This window comes from Pseudomonas sp. NPDC090208, from assembly GCF_044746785.1.
Classification (GTDB): domain Bacteria; phylum Pseudomonadota; class Gammaproteobacteria; order Pseudomonadales; family Pseudomonadaceae; genus Aquipseudomonas.
Genome location: NZ_JBIVCU010000009.1, coordinates 13,092 through 27,098, shown reverse-complemented (window position 1 = coordinate 27,098; position 14,007 = coordinate 13,092). Strand labels below are relative to the sequence as shown.

The following is a 14,007-nucleotide window of genomic DNA, read 5'->3' as shown; positions in this document are numbered from 1 at the left end:
TATTGTGTTGTTTTGCGGGTGACTGATTTTTGTTGTTCTTGTACGAATATATATAGCAGGAGCCGTGCCAACTTTTGCGAAAACGGCTGCAGCCCTTTAAAAACGGGGGTGTGGCAAAGCGACGCTATTTTTTGTAGTCGAAAAAAACCGGGGCTACGTTACCGTACGCCCCGGCTTTTTGTTACGTGTCGCTGGTGAGGTAACAGTTTTTTCACAACTGCCGTACACCGCGGGGCAGAGCCTTGCGCGAGGTACGGCGGGTGGAATCGCGCCTCAGGTTTCGCTGGCCACGCCGGTCTTGCGGCGGGGAATGCCCAGGCGCTGGCGACGTTCCCACAGGCATTTGCGGCTCACGCCCAGTTTGCGCGCCAGCTCGGTTTCGGTCATGTGGTCCTGGTGTTCGAGGACGAAGTGCTGGAAGTAATCCTCCAGTGACAGGTCCTCGGTCGGCTCGTGAGCGGTGGAGCTGGCCGTCGGCGTGGTTTGCGGGGCCAGGCCGATGAACTCGTCGACCTCCAGATCGCCCAGCTCGATGTCGATGCCCAGCAGATCAGCAGAGATTTCCGGGTTCTCGCACAGGATGACTGCGCGCTCGACAGCGTTTTCCAGCTCGCGCACGTTGCCCGGCCAGGAATAGTGACGAATGGCCTGCTCGGCGTCCGGTCCGAATTTCAGGTCGTTGCGGCCCGCCTTGGCGCTCTGGCGGGCGAGAAACGCGTTGGCGATCTCGATCACGTCGGCACCGCGCTCGCGCAGTGCCGGAAGTTTCAGGGCAATGACGTGCAGGCGGTAATAAAGGTCTTCACGGAACTGACCAACCTTGGCCAGGCTCTTGAGGTCGCGGTGGGTCGCGGCGATCAGGCGCACATCAACCTTTTGTGACTGCACCGAACCCACCCGGCGAATCTCGCCCTCCTGCAGCACGCGTAGCAGGCGCGCCTGAGCTTCCAGTGGCAGTTCGCCGATCTCGTCGAGGAACAGCGTGCCACCGTCGGCGGCTTCCACCAGACCGGCACGACCGGCACTGGCACCGGTGAACGCGCCTTTTTCGTGGCCGAACAGTTCGGATTCGATCAGGGTTTCCGGAATGGCCGCGCAGTTGACCGAAATCATCGGCGCCTTCGCCCGTCGAGACAGGTTGTGCAGGGCGCGGGCGACCAGCTCCTTGCCGGTCCCCGACTCACCCTGGATCAGCACGTTGGAATCAGTCGGCGCGACCTTGCGAATCTTGCCGTACAGGTCCTGCATCGGCGGGCAGGAGCCGATGATGCCGATCTCGCCGTTGCTGTTGTCCGGCCCGGCCTTGTCGGCCGCAGAGGACTTGCCGCCGGCAGCGCGCTCGGTCTGCAGGCTCTGCACGGTCTGGCGGTCACGCAGGATGCGCGAAACGGCCTGAAGCATTTCGTCGTGGTCGAACGGCTTGGCGATGTAGTCGACCGCGCCCATTTTCATCGAGTCCACGGCGGAGCGCAGGCTGGCGTAGCTGGTCATGATCAGCACCGGCTTGCCCTGGCCGAGCTTGATCAGCTCGGTACCGGGGGCACCGGGCAGACGCAGATCGCTGACGATCAGGTCAAACGACGGGATGCTGAAACGTTCCTGAGCTTCCTGCACGGATCCGGCTTCACTGACCTGGTATTGATTGCGTTCCAGCAGGCGACGCAAGGCAGAGCGGATAATGGTTTCGTCTTCGACGATCAGAATGTGAGGCATTGATTCGATTCTCTCGACGGTCTCAGTTCACAGCGGACGTCGCTTCGACATGTCGCGGTAACGTCACCCGAATACGGGTTCCGCGTTGGTGCTCGGGGTCAGCCGGGCTGTCGATGGTGATTTGTCCATAATGCTCTTCAACGATGGAATAGACCAGTGCAAGCCCCAGTCCAGTCCCTTCGCCCGGATCCTTGGTGGTGAAGAACGGTTCGAACAAGCGGTCCATGATTGCTTTCGGAATGCCGGTGCCTTCGTCTTCGACGATCAGATCGACCGTATGTTCGGAGGCTTCGCTCTTGACCCGTACCGCACTGCCTGCAGGCGAGGCGTCACGGGCGTTGGAGAGCAGGTTGATGAGTACCTGGGCGAGGCGTTGCGGGTCGCCATCTACCCAGTGACTCGGGTTGCACAAGTTGAAGAACTGTACTTCGAAATTGCGCCGGTTGAGGGCCAGCAAACCGATGGCATCCTGAGCGACCTCGGCCAGACAGACGGCTTCGTCGGCATGCTGATGACCGCCGGCATGGGCGAAGCTCATCAGCGATTGCACGATGCGTGACACACGCTTGGTCTGCTCGATGATCTGGCTGCTGATTTCGGTCAGTTCGCCGTCTTCTTCACGTTCTTCGCGCAGGTTCTGCGCCAGACAGGCGATGCCGGTGATCGGGTTGCCGATTTCGTGGGCCACGCCAGCGGCCAGACGCCCGATGCTGGCCAGTCGCTCGGAGTGAATCAGCTTGTCTTCAAGCATCTGCGTGTCGGTCAGGTCTTCCACCAGAATCACCAGGCCGCTGTTGCCCGGCGCCAGCGGCTCGTCGATGGCCGCCTTGTGCAGGTTAAGCCAGCGGGTCTGGCCGTCCAGTGGCAGTCGCTGCTTGTGCAGGTGTTCGTCGGGGACGTTGATGAAGCCCAGCAACAATTGGCGCCACGGATCGACGATGGTTTCCAGGCGTGAACCGACCACGCGTTGCGCACCGATGCCAGTGAGCTCTTCCATGGCCTTGTTCCACATCAGGATTTCCTGATCCTTCGCCAGCGAGCAGACGCCCATCGGCAACTCCTGCAAGGTCTGGCGGTGATAGCGGCGCAGGGCATCGAGTTCGGCAGCGAGGCCCGTAAGACGCGAGTGGTAGTCCTCAAGCCGGCTTTCGATGAAGTGAATGTCCTCGGTCACGTAGTTTTCGCTGCCCGATTTGTAGGGCAGGAAGGTTTCGACCATGTCCTGGGCCACGCTGGGGCCCATCAGACCGGAAAGGTTGGCTTCGATACGGTCACGCAGGCGCCGCAGGGCGTAAGGGCGGCGCTCGTCGAACGGCAGATAGAGGTCGCGCAGGGCCTGCTCGACTTCTTTCTGCGCAGCCTTGGCGCCCAGCGGCTTGGCCAGTTGCGTGGCGAATTCCTGTGGCGAGGCGGCGTACAACTCGCGGCGTTGCGGGCGACGCACGTTATCCACAGCGCAGGCTTCTGCGGCGCTGGCTTCTTCCGGGCTCGGGTTGCTGAACAGCGAGATCAGGGTGAACACCAGCACGTTGGCAGCCAGCGAGGCGATTGCAGCCATGTGCCAGCTGGTGTCGTCCAGCACGTAAATCATGTTCAGCAGCGGAATATAGAAGCCCTGGAAGTTGCCGATCAGCGGGAACAGCATGCTGATCATCCAGACCACGATCCCGGCGATCAGCCCGGCCATGAAGCCACGCCGGTTGGCGGCGGGCCAGTACAGCACCGACAGCACGCCAGGCAGGAATTGCAGGGTGGCGACGAAGGCGACGATGCCGAGGTTGGCCAGGTCCTGACGGGCGCCGAGCATCAGGTAGAACGCATAACCGGCCATGATGATCGCAACGATCAGGCCGCGGCGGGTCCATTTCAGCCAGCGATAGATGTTGCCTTCGGCCGGCGGCTGATAGAGCGGCAGCACCAGATGGTTCAGGGCCATGCCCGACAGCGCCAGGGTGGTGACGATGATCAGCCCGCTGGCCGCCGACAGACCGCCGACGTAGGCGAGCAGGGCCAATGCGGGGTTGTGCGCGGCAATACCGATGCCGAGGGTGAAGTATTCCGGGCTGGTGGTGGCGCCAAGTTTCAGCCCGGCCCACAGCACCAGCGGCACGGCCAGACTCATCAACAGCAGGAACAGCGGCAGGCCCCAGCTGGCGCTGACCAGCGAGCGCGGGTTGAGGTTTTCCGTGAAGGTCATGTGATACATGTGCGGCATCACGATGGCCGAGGCGAAGAACACCAACAGCAGCGTACGCCACGGGCCTTCCTGCAATGGCGTGTGCAGGGCGGCGAGGGCGCTCTGGTTCTGCAGCAGCCATTGTTCCAGGCTCTGCGGGCCGTCGAACACGCCGTACAGGGCGTACAGGCCGATGCCACCGATGGCGACCAGCTTGATCACCGATTCAAAGGCAATCGCGAACACCAGCCCTTCGTGTTTTTCGCGGGTGGCGATGTGCCGCGAGCCGAAGAAGATGGTGAACAGGATGATCAGCACGCAGAACGCCAGGGCCACGTAATTGCGCACCGGTTCGCGGGTGAGGATGCCGATGGAGTCGGCCACCGCCTGGATCTGTAGCGCCAGCAAGGGCAGCACGCCGATCAGCATGAAAATGGTGGTCAGCGCGCCGGCCCAGGTGCTGCGAAAGCGAAACGCGAACAGATCGGCCAGTGATGACAGCTGGTAGGTTCGGGTGATCTTGAGGATCGGATAGAGCAACACCGGCGCCAGCAGAAAAGCGCCGGACACCCCAAGATAGCTGGAAAGGAAGCCGTAGCCGTACTGATAGGCCAGCCCCACCGTGCCATAAAACGCCCAGGCACTGGCATAGACGCCCAGCGACAGGGTGTAGGTCAGGGGATGGCGGATGATCCAGCGCGGAATCAGGCCGCGTTCGCTGATCCAGGCCACGCTGAACAGCACCAGCAGGTAGGCGGCGCTGATCAGGATCATCTGGGTCAGGCTAAAGCTCATCGGCATCTCGTTGGCTCTGCAGGATGAAAGTCACCACGATCAGGATCAGCCACAGCATGTAAGGCCGGTACCAGGCGCCCGTCGCGTCTATCCACCAATCCATGATGGCCGGGGAGAAGAGGTAGATACCTACCACCAAGAGCAGGACCAATCGATAGATGTACATTTGGCCTCCCGGGTTGAGTGACATGAAGCCTGAGGGTGCGGCATGGTAACGGATGGCTATCAACCTGCAAGCGACGTTTCGGCCAGCTTTGTGTTGCAGTTTGAGCAGCCGCTCTGGCTCAGTCTATTCGAGCCTCTTCCAGGTTGCCGACGCGAGGAATCAAATCGGCGTTCCAGTGGGCAATTGCCCGGTCCAGCAGTTCCCGTGGCGTGGCAAAAGCCAGTTCGTCCGGCGCCGGCTGTCCCAGCGCACGCAGGGCCCGTAACAGCAACGGCACCGCCTGATCGGCTGGTAACGGCGGCGAGCGGTAGGATTTGCCCAGTTTGTGGCCATTGGGCTGGGTGATCAGCGGAACATGCAGGTAACGCGGTTGCGGCAGACCCAGCAGTTCCTGCAAGTAGAGCTGGCGGGGTGTGGAGTCGAGCAGATCGGCACCACGCACAATATCGGTAACACCCTGCCAGCCGTCATCGAGCACCACTGCCAGTTGATAGGCGTACAGGCCGTCGCGGCGACGAATCACGAAATCGCCGACATCGCGGCCCAGATGCTGGCGAAATTCGCCCTGAACCCGGTCTTCGAAGCGGTATTCCAGCTCCGGCACGCGGATACGAATCGCGGCGTTGTCCGGCGAATGTCCGGCATCGCGACAAAAGCCCGGGTAAATGCCCTGGAAATCTTCCAGTTGCTTGCGCGAGCAAGTGCAGGCGTAGGCCAGCCCGTAGCTGAACCAGCGGTTGATGATGTCCTGATAGGCGTCGTGGCGGTTGCTCTGCCTGACCAGTTCGCCATCCCATTCGAAGCCGTAGGTTTCCAGGGTCTTGAGAATCGCTGCCTGGGCGCCGGGCTCTTCCCGTGGTGGGTCGAGGTCTTCCATGCGCATCAGCCATTTGCCGCCGGCTGCGCGGGCATCCAGGTAGGACGCCAGCGCCGCAACCAGGGAACCGAAGTGCAGATAGCCGCTGGGGGTTGGCGCGAAGCGCCCTATATAAGAAGGGGATTTCATGGGTGTCGATGGTACTGGAATTCAAAGGGGCAACAAACCGGACAGCGCCTCGCTTTCTGTAGGAGCGTGGCTTGCCCGCGACCGGCGGGGACCCGTCGTAAATCCGGCAAACGCGGTCCGTCTGGTATGACGCAGGTGTCTGGTTTTACTGCCGCTTCGCGCCAGGTCGCAGGGCAAGCCAGCTCCTACCGGTTATTGCGTTGACAGGGCTGGCAGAAACAACAAAGGACGCCGCAGCGTCCCTTGTTTGCAGAAAACCCCAGTCAGCTCTTGCCGACCTGTTTTTCCTTGATTTCAGCCAGCGTCTTGCAGTCGATGCACAGATCGGCGGTCGGACGGGCTTCGAGACGGCGCAGACCGATCTCGATACCGCAGGATTCGCACCAGCCGTATTCTTCGTCTTCGATCAACTGCAGGGTCTTGTCGATCTTCTTGATCAGCTTGCGTTCGCGGTCGCGAGCACGCAGTTCCAGAGCGAATTCTTCTTCCTGGCTTGCGCGGTCGGCAGGATCGGGGAAGTTGGCTGCCTCGTCCTTCATGTGATCTACCGTGCGGTCGACTTCCTGCATCAGGTCCTGTTTCCACTTGTTCAGGATCTTGATGAAGTGATCGCGCATGGGCTTGCCCATGTATTCCTCGCCCTTCGTCTCCACGTAAGGCGTGAAACCGCTGATCGTCTGATTGCTCTTTTGCTTTTCTTCGGTGGGCATGGAATGGACCGCCTCTCACTCTTCTAAGCCATTGCGCAGGGTAATGATCCCTCGCCGACACCTGCCGGCCCTGCGGCTGCAAGCGGGCGAACTTACCAGATCGAATCGGAGCGCGCTACTCCCGGTTGTCGAGCATGGCTCTACAACGCGCCCGTGAACTATGACCACAGCCAAAGCGCCCGGTTTTATATTATTTTGCGATGCCATCAGTCTAGTCCCCCGAACGAATCGTGCGTTCGTTTCCGGATTGCCGGGCGCTGCGATGAGTCGTTGCGCCGATTAATCCTGCGGCCCGTGCTGACGGTTGGGTAGAATCGCTGCAATCGTCACCGACACTCCTGTTTAAAAGGAAGGCTCATGCCCCAGTCCTACAGTGCGCGCAGTCGCGCCATCGAACCGTTTCACGTCATGGCGCTGCTGGCGCGGGCCAACGAATTGCAGGCGGCGGGGCACGACGTCATTCACCTGGAAATCGGTGAGCCGGATTTCACCACGGCCGAGCCGATCATCAAGGCCGGTCAGGCTGCCCTGGCTGCCGGGAAAACCCGGTACACCGCTGCCCGTGGCCTGCCCGAGCTGCGTGAAGCGATCGCTGCTTTTTATAAGCAGCGCTACGGGGTCAGTGTCGATCCGGGGCGAATCCTGATCACGCCGGGCGGTTCGGGGGCGTTGCTGCTGGCGTCGAGCCTGCTGGTCGATCCGGGCAAGCACTGGCTGCTGGCCGACCCGGGTTATCCGTGCAATCGCCACTTCCTGCGGCTGGTCGAAGGCGCGGCGCAGCTCGTGCCAGTCGGACCGGACGTGCGTTATCAACTGACCCCGGAACTGGTCGCGCAGCACTGGAATCAGGACAGCGTCGGTGCATTGGTTGCCTCGCCGGCCAACCCGACCGGCACGTTGCTGCACCGTGATGAGCTGGCGGCGTTGTCGGCTGAATTGAAAGCCCGTGATGGGCATCTGGTGGTGGACGAGATCTACCACGGCCTGACTTATGGCACCGATGCACCGACCGTGCTGGAAGTGGACGACGATGCGTTCGTCCTGAACAGTTTTTCAAAGTATTTCGGCATGACCGGTTGGCGTCTCGGCTGGCTGGTAGCGCCGGAAGCGGCGGTCGCCGATCTGGAGAAGCTGGCGCAGAATCTCTACATCAGCGCGCCGAGCATGGCGCAGAGTGCCGCGCTGGCCTGCTTCGAACCTGCCACTCTGGAAATTCTCGAACAACGTCGCGCCGAGTTTGGCCGCCGTCGTGATTTCCTCTTGCCTGCCCTGCGTGAGCTGGGCTTCAACATTGCTGTCGAGCCTGAGGGCGCGTTCTACCTGTACGCCGATATCAGCGCGTTCGGCGGCGATGCCTTCGCGTTCTGCCGGCATTTCCTCGAAACCGAACATGTGGCGTTTACTCCGGGCCTGGATTTCGGTCGCCATCTGGCCGGTCACCACGTGCGTTTCGCCTATACCCAGAGCCTGCCACGGTTGCAGGAGGCGGTGGAGCGTATCGGTCGTGGTCTGCGGAGCTGGCAAGGCTGATGCGATTTTCTCCTGCTCTCGAAGAAGGCCGTCTGCTGCAACGTTACAAGCGCTTCCTGGCGGACATCGAAACCGCCAGTGGCGAACGGTTGACCATTCATTGCCCTAATACCGGCTCGATGCTCAATTGCATGCTGCCCGGCGGCAGCGTCTGGTTCAGCCGCTCCGATGACCCCAAGCGCAAGCTGCCGGGCACCTGGGAAATCAGCGAAACGCCACAGGGGCGGCTGGCCTGCATCAATACCGGGCGAGCCAACAAGCTGGTGGAAGAGGCGTTACTGGCGGGCACCATTACTGAGTTGAACGGTTTCACCGGGCTCAAGCGCGAAGTGGCCTATGGCGTGGAAAACAGCCGCGTCGATTTTCGTCTGGATTACCCGACCGGCCCGCTGTTTCTGGAGGTGAAGAGCGTCACCCTTGGCTTCGATGACAGCGACGTGGCGGCATTTCCCGATGCGGTCACCCAGCGCGGCGCCAAACACTTGCGCGAGCTGGCTGCGTTGGCCCGTGAAGGTGTGCGTGCGGTGTTGCTGTATTGCGTCAACCTGACGGGCGTCGAGGCCGTACGTCCCGCCGAGGAAATCGACCCTGCGTATGCTGCCGCGCTTCGCGAAGCCGTTGCGGCCGGGGTGCAGTTGCTGGCCTACGGCGTGCAACTGACCCCGGAGGAGGTGCGTCTCGACCGCCCGCTTGCCATTCAATTGAATGGGCTGGATCCGCTCAGCGCCGTGCCGGCACGGTGATCCAGATGCCTTGAGCGTCTTCACCGCAGGTGATGGCGTTCAGGGACTTTCCTTCGCACGGACCGGCGATGCACTCGCCGCTTTCGATCAGAAACAGGGCGCCGTGAGTGGCGCACTGAATCAGGCTGCCACTGCTGTCGAGAAACTGGTGAGGCTGCCACTCCAGCGGCACACGGCGGTGCGGGCAAAGATTTTGATACACATAAACCTGCCCGGCCCGGCGAACCGCCAGCAACTGCAGATCATCGATCACAAAACCATGGCTGCTGCCTTCCGCCAGTTCATGGCTGTTGCACAGGTACTTCAGTGCTGACTCCTCCGCGCTTGACGCGCAAATGCAAATAATTATCAAATTGCCCGGCCTTTTCACTGGCCCGGGCCTCAAGGCCATAGTCTGACCGCTTCCGAAACGATGCGTCGAGCTGTTCCCGGCCTATTCTTCGACAGGCCCGGCCGCTGTGTCCCTTCTCTTTAATAAAGGATCCCCCGTTATGCGCTTTACAGCCAAGCTGACTGCCATCCTGACCGGGTTGCTGTTGACCCATCTGGCGCTGGCCGACTCGCAGCCGCCGCAGCGGTGGGTCAGTGCCGGCGGTGCCTTGACGGAGTGGATCGTGGCGCTGGGCGGTGAAGCGCGGTTGGTCGGCATCGACACCACCAGCCAGCATCCGCCTTCGATCACCAAACTGCCGAGCATCGGTTACCACCGTCAGCTGTCTTCGGAAGGCATCCTGAGCCTGCGCCCGAACGTGCTGGTCGGCACCGAAGAAATGGGGCCGCCGCCGGTGCTGGAGCAGCTGCGTGCTGCGGGCGTGAAGGTCGAGGTGTTTTCGGTGAATGCCGAGGTGTCTGCGCTCAAGGGCAACCTGCAGAAGCTCGGCAGTCTGCTGGGCAACGAGGGCCAGGCGGTCGCAGCGGGCGAGCAGTATGAGCAACAGTTGGACGCTCAGCATGACTGGGTGGAGAAGGCCCAGCACCATCAATCCGCCCCCGGCGTGTTGTTGCTGGTCAGCCACGCCGGTTCGCGGGCGATGGTGGCGGGTCAGGGCACCGTGGGCGACTGGCTGATCAAGCAGGCCGGCGGACGCAATCTGGCGACCCATACCGGTTACAAGATTTTCTCCACCGAGGCGATGGCCGGACTGAATCCCGATGTTCTGGTGTTCACCGACCGTGGTCAGAACAATCCGTCGTCCCGCGCCACCTTGCTCAAGGAAAACCCGCTGCTGGCAGAAACCCTGGCTGCGCGAAACAACCGTGTGGTCGAGATCGACCCGACCCTGCTGGTCGGCGGCCTTGGTCCGCGCCTGCCGGATAGCATGAAGCTGCTGGCGAAAGCCTTTTATCCGGCGGATTCAGGCATGAGTGCCAAGGTGGCACCTGCTCAATGAGGGTGATTCTGCGACCACGCACATTGTTCATTGCCCTCGGGCTGGCCTGCACGCTGGCGGTCTGGCTGTCGCTGGCGCTGGGGCCGGTAAGCCTGCCGTTGCTCGATACCCTGCGCGCCGGGGCACGTCTGCTGGGGTTTCCGGTCAGCGGGGTAAACCTGCAACAGGCCGAGTTGATCCTTGGCCAGATCCGCGTACCGCGTACCTTGCTGGGGCTGGCGGTCGGTGCAGTGTTGGCGCTGTCCGGCGTCGCCATGCAAGGGCTGTTTCGCAACCCGCTGGCTGACCCCGGTCTGGTCGGTGTCTCCAGCGGCGCGGCACTGGGGGCGGCGGTTGCCATCGTCGCCGGGTCGTCGCTGGGTGGCATTCCCGAGGCCATAGAGCCGTATCTGCTGTCGATCTGTGCGTTTGCCGGCGGCCTTACCGTAACGGCCATCGTTTACCGGCTTGGACGGCGTGACGGACAGACCAGCGTGGCGATCATGCTGCTGGCCGGCGTTGCGATGACGGCGCTGGCCGGCTCGATCATCGGTCTGTTCACGTATCTGGCTGACGATGCCACCCTGCGCACGCTGACATTCTGGAACCTGGGCACGCTCAATGGCGCCAGTTATGCGCGACTCTGGCCGCTGTTGGTGGTGTGCGTGCTGGTCATCTTCTGGCTGCCGAAACGGGCCAAGGCGCTGAACGCGCTGTTGCTTGGAGAGTCGGAAGCGCGACATCTGGGTATTGAAGTCGAGCAGCTCAAGCGCGAACTGGTGCTGTGCATCGCGTTGGGTGTGGGTGCTGCAGTGGCCGCGGCCGGATTGATCGGCTTTGTCGGGCTGATCGTCCCGCACCTGGTGCGTCTGTTAGCGGGGCCTGATCACCGCGTGGTGCTGCCGGCCTCGGCGCTGGCCGGCGCGAGCCTGTTGCTGTTCGCCGACGTTTTCGCCCGTCTGGTGCTGGCGCCTGCTGAATTGCCCATCGGGATTGTCACTGCATTTCTGGGTGCGCCGTTCTTTCTGTTCTTGCTGGTTCGGGGACGTACCTGATGATGAAAGCCACAGATGTGGTCGTGCATCGCGACGGCAAATCGGTGCTGGCGGATGTCGATCTGACGCTGCACCCCGGCGAGATGCTCGGCGTGCTCGGGCCGAACGGTGCGGGCAAAAGCACCCTGTTGGGCGCCTTGAGTGGCGAACTGAGAACGGCTCAGGGTCAGGTCTGGCTGGACGACCAGCCCTTGCCGCAATGGAAGGGCGCGCAACGGGCGCGGCGCCTGGCGGTGTTGCCGCAGAGTTCGACGTTGAGTTTTGCCTTCAAGGTGCAAGAGGTCGTAGCGCTCGGACGTTTGCCTCACGACAGCGGCCAGCAGCGTGATGCCGAGATCGTCAAGGCCTCGCTGGAAGCTGCCGATGCCTGGCACCTGCATGACCGTAGCTATCTGGCGCTGTCCGGCGGCGAACGTCAGCGCGTGCATCTGGCGCGGGTGCTGGCGCAGGTGTGGCCAGGGGAGGGTGGACAGACGCTGCTGCTCGACGAGCCGACGTCCATGCTCGACCCGCTGCATCAGCACACCACGCTACAAGCGGTGCGTGAATTCGCCGATCGTGGCGGCGCGGCGCTGGTCATCCTCCACGACCTCAATCTCGCCGCGCGTTACTGCGATCGTCTACTGTTACTGCAAGCGGGACGGCCCTACGCGCTCGGTACGCCGCAGACGGTGCTACAGCCGGATGCGCTCAAGGCCGTGTTCGGGCTGGATGTGCTGGTGCAGCCGCACCCGGAGCGAGGGCATCCCCTGATCATTGCCCGCTGAACAAGGAGGTAGTGTGCGTCGCTATCTGCTGCTGTTGCTGATCGCGCTGAACGGCGCCTGTCAGTCATCACCGCCGCTGCCGCCGCTACCCGCCTGGCAAAGCCCGGAGGGACGTGAGCACGTGGACCTTGGCATGATTCGGGATCTAGGTAATGGTCAGTCTCTGACGCCAGAGCAACTGGTCGTGCGTCTGGCGGCGGCACCGCGGGTGCTGGTCGGTGAGCAGCACGACAATCCCGATCATCACGCCTTGCAGCTGTGGCTGCTGCAGGCCATGAGTGCTCGACGACCGCAAGGCAGCGTGTTGCTGGAAATGCTCACTCCGGATCAGCAGGGGCGGGTCGAACAGGTTCAGCGTGAAACCCGTCAGGCACACGCCCCCGCAGACCTGCCCCGGGCGCTGGCCTGGCAAAAAGGCTGGGACTGGTCGTTATATGGCCCTCTGGTAAGTTTCGCTGTCGCCCAACCTTATCCGCTGTTGCCGGCCAACCTGGCGCCCGGCGAGGTCGGGGTTATCTACCATCAGCGCCCGGTGCTCACCGGCGTGGAGTCCACCCGTGACAGCGTGCGTGAGCAATTGCTGCAGCAGGTGCGGGAGTCGCATTGCGGCATGCTCCCCGAAGAGGCATTGCCTGCCATGTTGGCCGTTCAGCAGCAGAGGGACCGGCGGATGGCCCGCAGTGTGATGGAGTCGCCGGCCCCGTCGTTGCTGTTCGCTGGCAGCTATCACGTACGCAAGGACCTGGGTGTGCCGTTGCACATGGCCGATCTGCACAGTGCGGAGCCTGCGGTGGTGCTGCTGTTGGCGCAGGTGGGCAACCAGGTCGATGCGCGCAATGCTGATTACGTCTGGTACACCGCGGCATTGCCTGATCAGGATTACTGCGCGCAGATGCGCATGCCGTCCCGCTGACAGATTGCGGAAACAGGTTTGCAGGCCATGTCCTTAGGACGTTTCTGATAGTTGCGTAGCTGTCTTCCCTTGCGCGATTGTGGCCGTTCAGGGGCATCCATCCTCGATTATTGTCGTTCTCCAGTATTCGAGGAGAGCGGTATGGCAGTCATTCAAGACATCGACGAGGCGTTGGCGCATCGGGCGCTGGGTTTGCTGGAGCTGAATTCGCTGAATACAAGCGACACGCCCGAGAAAATCGTGACCCTGTGTCAGCGCGCATTGACGCCGCTGGGGCAGGTAGCAGCGGTCTGTGTCTTGCCCCGGTATGTGGGGCTGGCGCGTCGTACCCTGGACAGCCTCATGGCCAGAGAGGTCAAGGTTGTAGCCGCAGTGAATTTCCCCAGCGGAGCGCCTTCTGTCGCGATCGCTGAAGCGCAAACCAGGGGCGCCGTGCTGGCTGGTGCCGACGAAATCGATCTGGTCTATCCGTATCACGCTCACTTGAGTGGCGACCGGCGCGTGGGCGACGAGATGATTGCCGTCTGCGCCGATCACTGCGGAGAGCGCACCCGGCTTACGGTCACGCTGGAAACGGGCGTGCTGCGAGATGGACAGATCATCCATGATCTCGCGCGCAAGGCCATCCGCGGTGGCGCGTCGTTCCTCAAGACCAGCACCGGTAAACAGATCGTCAGCGCAACGCCGCAGGGCGCGCGAATCCTGATCGAGGCCATCGCCGAACTGGGCATGCAAGTGGGGTTCAAGGCCTCGGGGAACATCCGTAACCTGAATGAAGCGCAGGTCTACATGGACATGGCCAGCGCCCGTTTCGGACGCTTCTGGATAGAGCGCAGCAAATTGCGCCTGAGCACCACCAGCCTGCTGGATGATTTGCTGTTGCGACTGGGCGTGTGCCCATGATTTTTCCGGGCAAAAAAAGACCCGGCAAAGTGCCGGGTCAAAAACCGTGATTAGCCTGATGAGGAGATAATCTGAGAGTCCGAACCAAGGAGCCTTTCAGGTTACCAGCCAGTCTCGCGACCGGATGTGATAATCATAGTGATTATCATTTGTGCAAGTC

At 62.0% G+C, this 14,007-nt stretch carries 13 protein-coding genes; 7 read left to right on the top strand and 6 right to left on the bottom strand.

What is annotated here, in order from left to right; genetic code table 11:
- Positions 1 to 273: 273 nt before the first annotated feature.
- From ACIPL0_RS16170 to dksA, 5 genes are all read right to left on the bottom strand, one after another.
- On the bottom strand, positions 274 to 1,713 hold the full coding sequence (locus ACIPL0_RS16170) for a sigma-54-dependent transcriptional regulator (protein ID WP_400597703.1): 1,440 nt from the start codon (positions 1,711 to 1,713) through the stop codon (positions 274 to 276).
- Positions 1,714 to 1,735: 22 nt separating this feature from the next.
- Positions 1,736 to 4,690, bottom strand: a complete 2,955-nt coding sequence (locus ACIPL0_RS16165; RefSeq protein ID WP_400597705.1) for a sensor histidine kinase — start codon at positions 4,688 to 4,690, stop codon at positions 1,736 to 1,738.
- Entirely contained in the window at positions 4,674 to 4,850 is a 177-nt protein-coding gene (locus tag ACIPL0_RS16160; protein WP_002552060.1) for a hypothetical protein, read from the bottom strand. The genes ACIPL0_RS16165 and ACIPL0_RS16160 overlap by 17 nt, the downstream gene beginning before the upstream one ends.
- Before the next feature lie 118 nt (positions 4,851 to 4,968).
- Complete coding sequence (gluQRS, locus tag ACIPL0_RS16155) at positions 4,969 to 5,856, bottom strand: tRNA glutamyl-Q(34) synthetase GluQRS (protein WP_400597707.1); 888 nt, start codon at positions 5,854 to 5,856, stop codon at positions 4,969 to 4,971.
- 263 nt (positions 5,857 to 6,119) lie between these two features.
- Positions 6,120 to 6,566 (bottom strand): RNA polymerase-binding protein DksA, encoded by a 447-nt coding sequence (gene dksA, locus ACIPL0_RS16150; protein WP_400597709.1) that lies wholly within the window; start codon positions 6,564 to 6,566, stop codon positions 6,120 to 6,122.
- Between the two features lie 357 nt (positions 6,567 to 6,923).
- On the opposite strand from dksA, the gene ACIPL0_RS16145 reads away from it, so the two are divergent.
- Both ACIPL0_RS16145 and sfsA read left to right on the top strand, forming a co-directional pair.
- Complete coding sequence (locus ACIPL0_RS16145) at positions 6,924 to 8,096, top strand: pyridoxal phosphate-dependent aminotransferase (RefSeq protein ID WP_400597711.1); 1,173 nt, start codon at positions 6,924 to 6,926, stop codon at positions 8,094 to 8,096.
- Positions 8,096 to 8,839, top strand: a complete 744-nt coding sequence (gene sfsA / locus ACIPL0_RS16140; protein WP_400597712.1) for a DNA/RNA nuclease SfsA — start codon at positions 8,096 to 8,098, stop codon at positions 8,837 to 8,839. Before ACIPL0_RS16145 ends, sfsA begins: the two co-directional genes overlap by 1 nt.
- Here the strand turns inward: sfsA and ACIPL0_RS16135 are convergent.
- Positions 8,817 to 9,146, bottom strand: a complete 330-nt coding sequence (locus ACIPL0_RS16135) for a Rieske (2Fe-2S) protein (protein ID WP_400597762.1) — start codon at positions 9,144 to 9,146, stop codon at positions 8,817 to 8,819. The genes sfsA and ACIPL0_RS16135 overlap by 23 nt on opposite strands.
- Before the next feature lie 184 nt (positions 9,147 to 9,330).
- Here ACIPL0_RS16135 and ACIPL0_RS16130 point away from each other — a divergent pair, with 184 nt between their 5' ends.
- From ACIPL0_RS16130 to deoC, 5 genes are all read left to right on the top strand, one after another.
- The gene (locus tag ACIPL0_RS16130; RefSeq protein WP_400597713.1) at positions 9,331 to 10,230 is read left to right on the top strand and encodes a hemin ABC transporter substrate-binding protein; all 900 of its coding nucleotides are present in this window, start codon (positions 9,331 to 9,333) and stop codon (positions 10,228 to 10,230) included.
- Positions 10,227 to 11,264 (top strand): FecCD family ABC transporter permease, encoded by a 1,038-nt coding sequence (locus ACIPL0_RS16125; protein WP_400597715.1) that lies wholly within the window; start codon positions 10,227 to 10,229, stop codon positions 11,262 to 11,264. The genes ACIPL0_RS16130 and ACIPL0_RS16125 overlap by 4 nt, the downstream gene beginning before the upstream one ends.
- The gene (locus tag ACIPL0_RS16120) at positions 11,264 to 12,031 is read left to right on the top strand and encodes a heme ABC transporter ATP-binding protein (protein ID WP_400597718.1); all 768 of its coding nucleotides are present in this window, start codon (positions 11,264 to 11,266) and stop codon (positions 12,029 to 12,031) included. The genes ACIPL0_RS16125 and ACIPL0_RS16120 overlap by 1 nt, the downstream gene beginning before the upstream one ends.
- A gap of 13 nt (positions 12,032 to 12,044) precedes the next feature.
- Complete coding sequence (locus ACIPL0_RS16115) at positions 12,045 to 12,944, top strand: ChaN family lipoprotein (RefSeq protein ID WP_400597720.1); 900 nt, start codon at positions 12,045 to 12,047, stop codon at positions 12,942 to 12,944.
- 141 nt (positions 12,945 to 13,085) lie between these two features.
- Positions 13,086 to 13,847, top strand: a complete 762-nt coding sequence (gene deoC, locus ACIPL0_RS16110) for a deoxyribose-phosphate aldolase (protein ID WP_400597722.1) — start codon at positions 13,086 to 13,088, stop codon at positions 13,845 to 13,847.
- Positions 13,848 to 14,007: the final 160 nt, after the last annotated feature.

Coding starts and splice junctions, on each gene's coding strand:
- ACIPL0_RS16170 (WP_400597703.1), bottom strand. CDS start 1,713: ATGCCTCACATTCTGATCGTCGAAGACGAAACCATTATCCGCTCTGCC.
- ACIPL0_RS16165 (WP_400597705.1), bottom strand. CDS start 4,690: ATGCCGATGAGCTTTAGCCTGACCCAGATGATCCTGATCAGCGCCGCC.
- ACIPL0_RS16160 (WP_002552060.1), bottom strand. CDS start 4,850: ATGTACATCTATCGATTGGTCCTGCTCTTGGTGGTAGGTATCTACCTC.
- gluQRS (WP_400597707.1), bottom strand. CDS start 5,856: ATGAAATCCCCTTCTTATATAGGGCGCTTCGCGCCAACCCCCAGCGGC.
- dksA (WP_400597709.1), bottom strand. CDS start 6,566: ATGCCCACCGAAGAAAAGCAAAAGAGCAATCAGACGATCAGCGGTTTC.
- ACIPL0_RS16145 (WP_400597711.1), top strand. CDS start 6,924: ATGCCCCAGTCCTACAGTGCGCGCAGTCGCGCCATCGAACCGTTTCAC.
- sfsA (WP_400597712.1), top strand. CDS start 8,096: ATGCGATTTTCTCCTGCTCTCGAAGAAGGCCGTCTGCTGCAACGTTAC.
- ACIPL0_RS16130 (WP_400597713.1), top strand. CDS start 9,331: ATGCGCTTTACAGCCAAGCTGACTGCCATCCTGACCGGGTTGCTGTTG.
- ACIPL0_RS16125 (WP_400597715.1), top strand. CDS start 10,227: ATGAGGGTGATTCTGCGACCACGCACATTGTTCATTGCCCTCGGGCTG.
- ACIPL0_RS16120 (WP_400597718.1), top strand. CDS start 11,264: ATGATGAAAGCCACAGATGTGGTCGTGCATCGCGACGGCAAATCGGTG.
- deoC (WP_400597722.1), top strand. CDS start 13,086: ATGGCAGTCATTCAAGACATCGACGAGGCGTTGGCGCATCGGGCGCTG.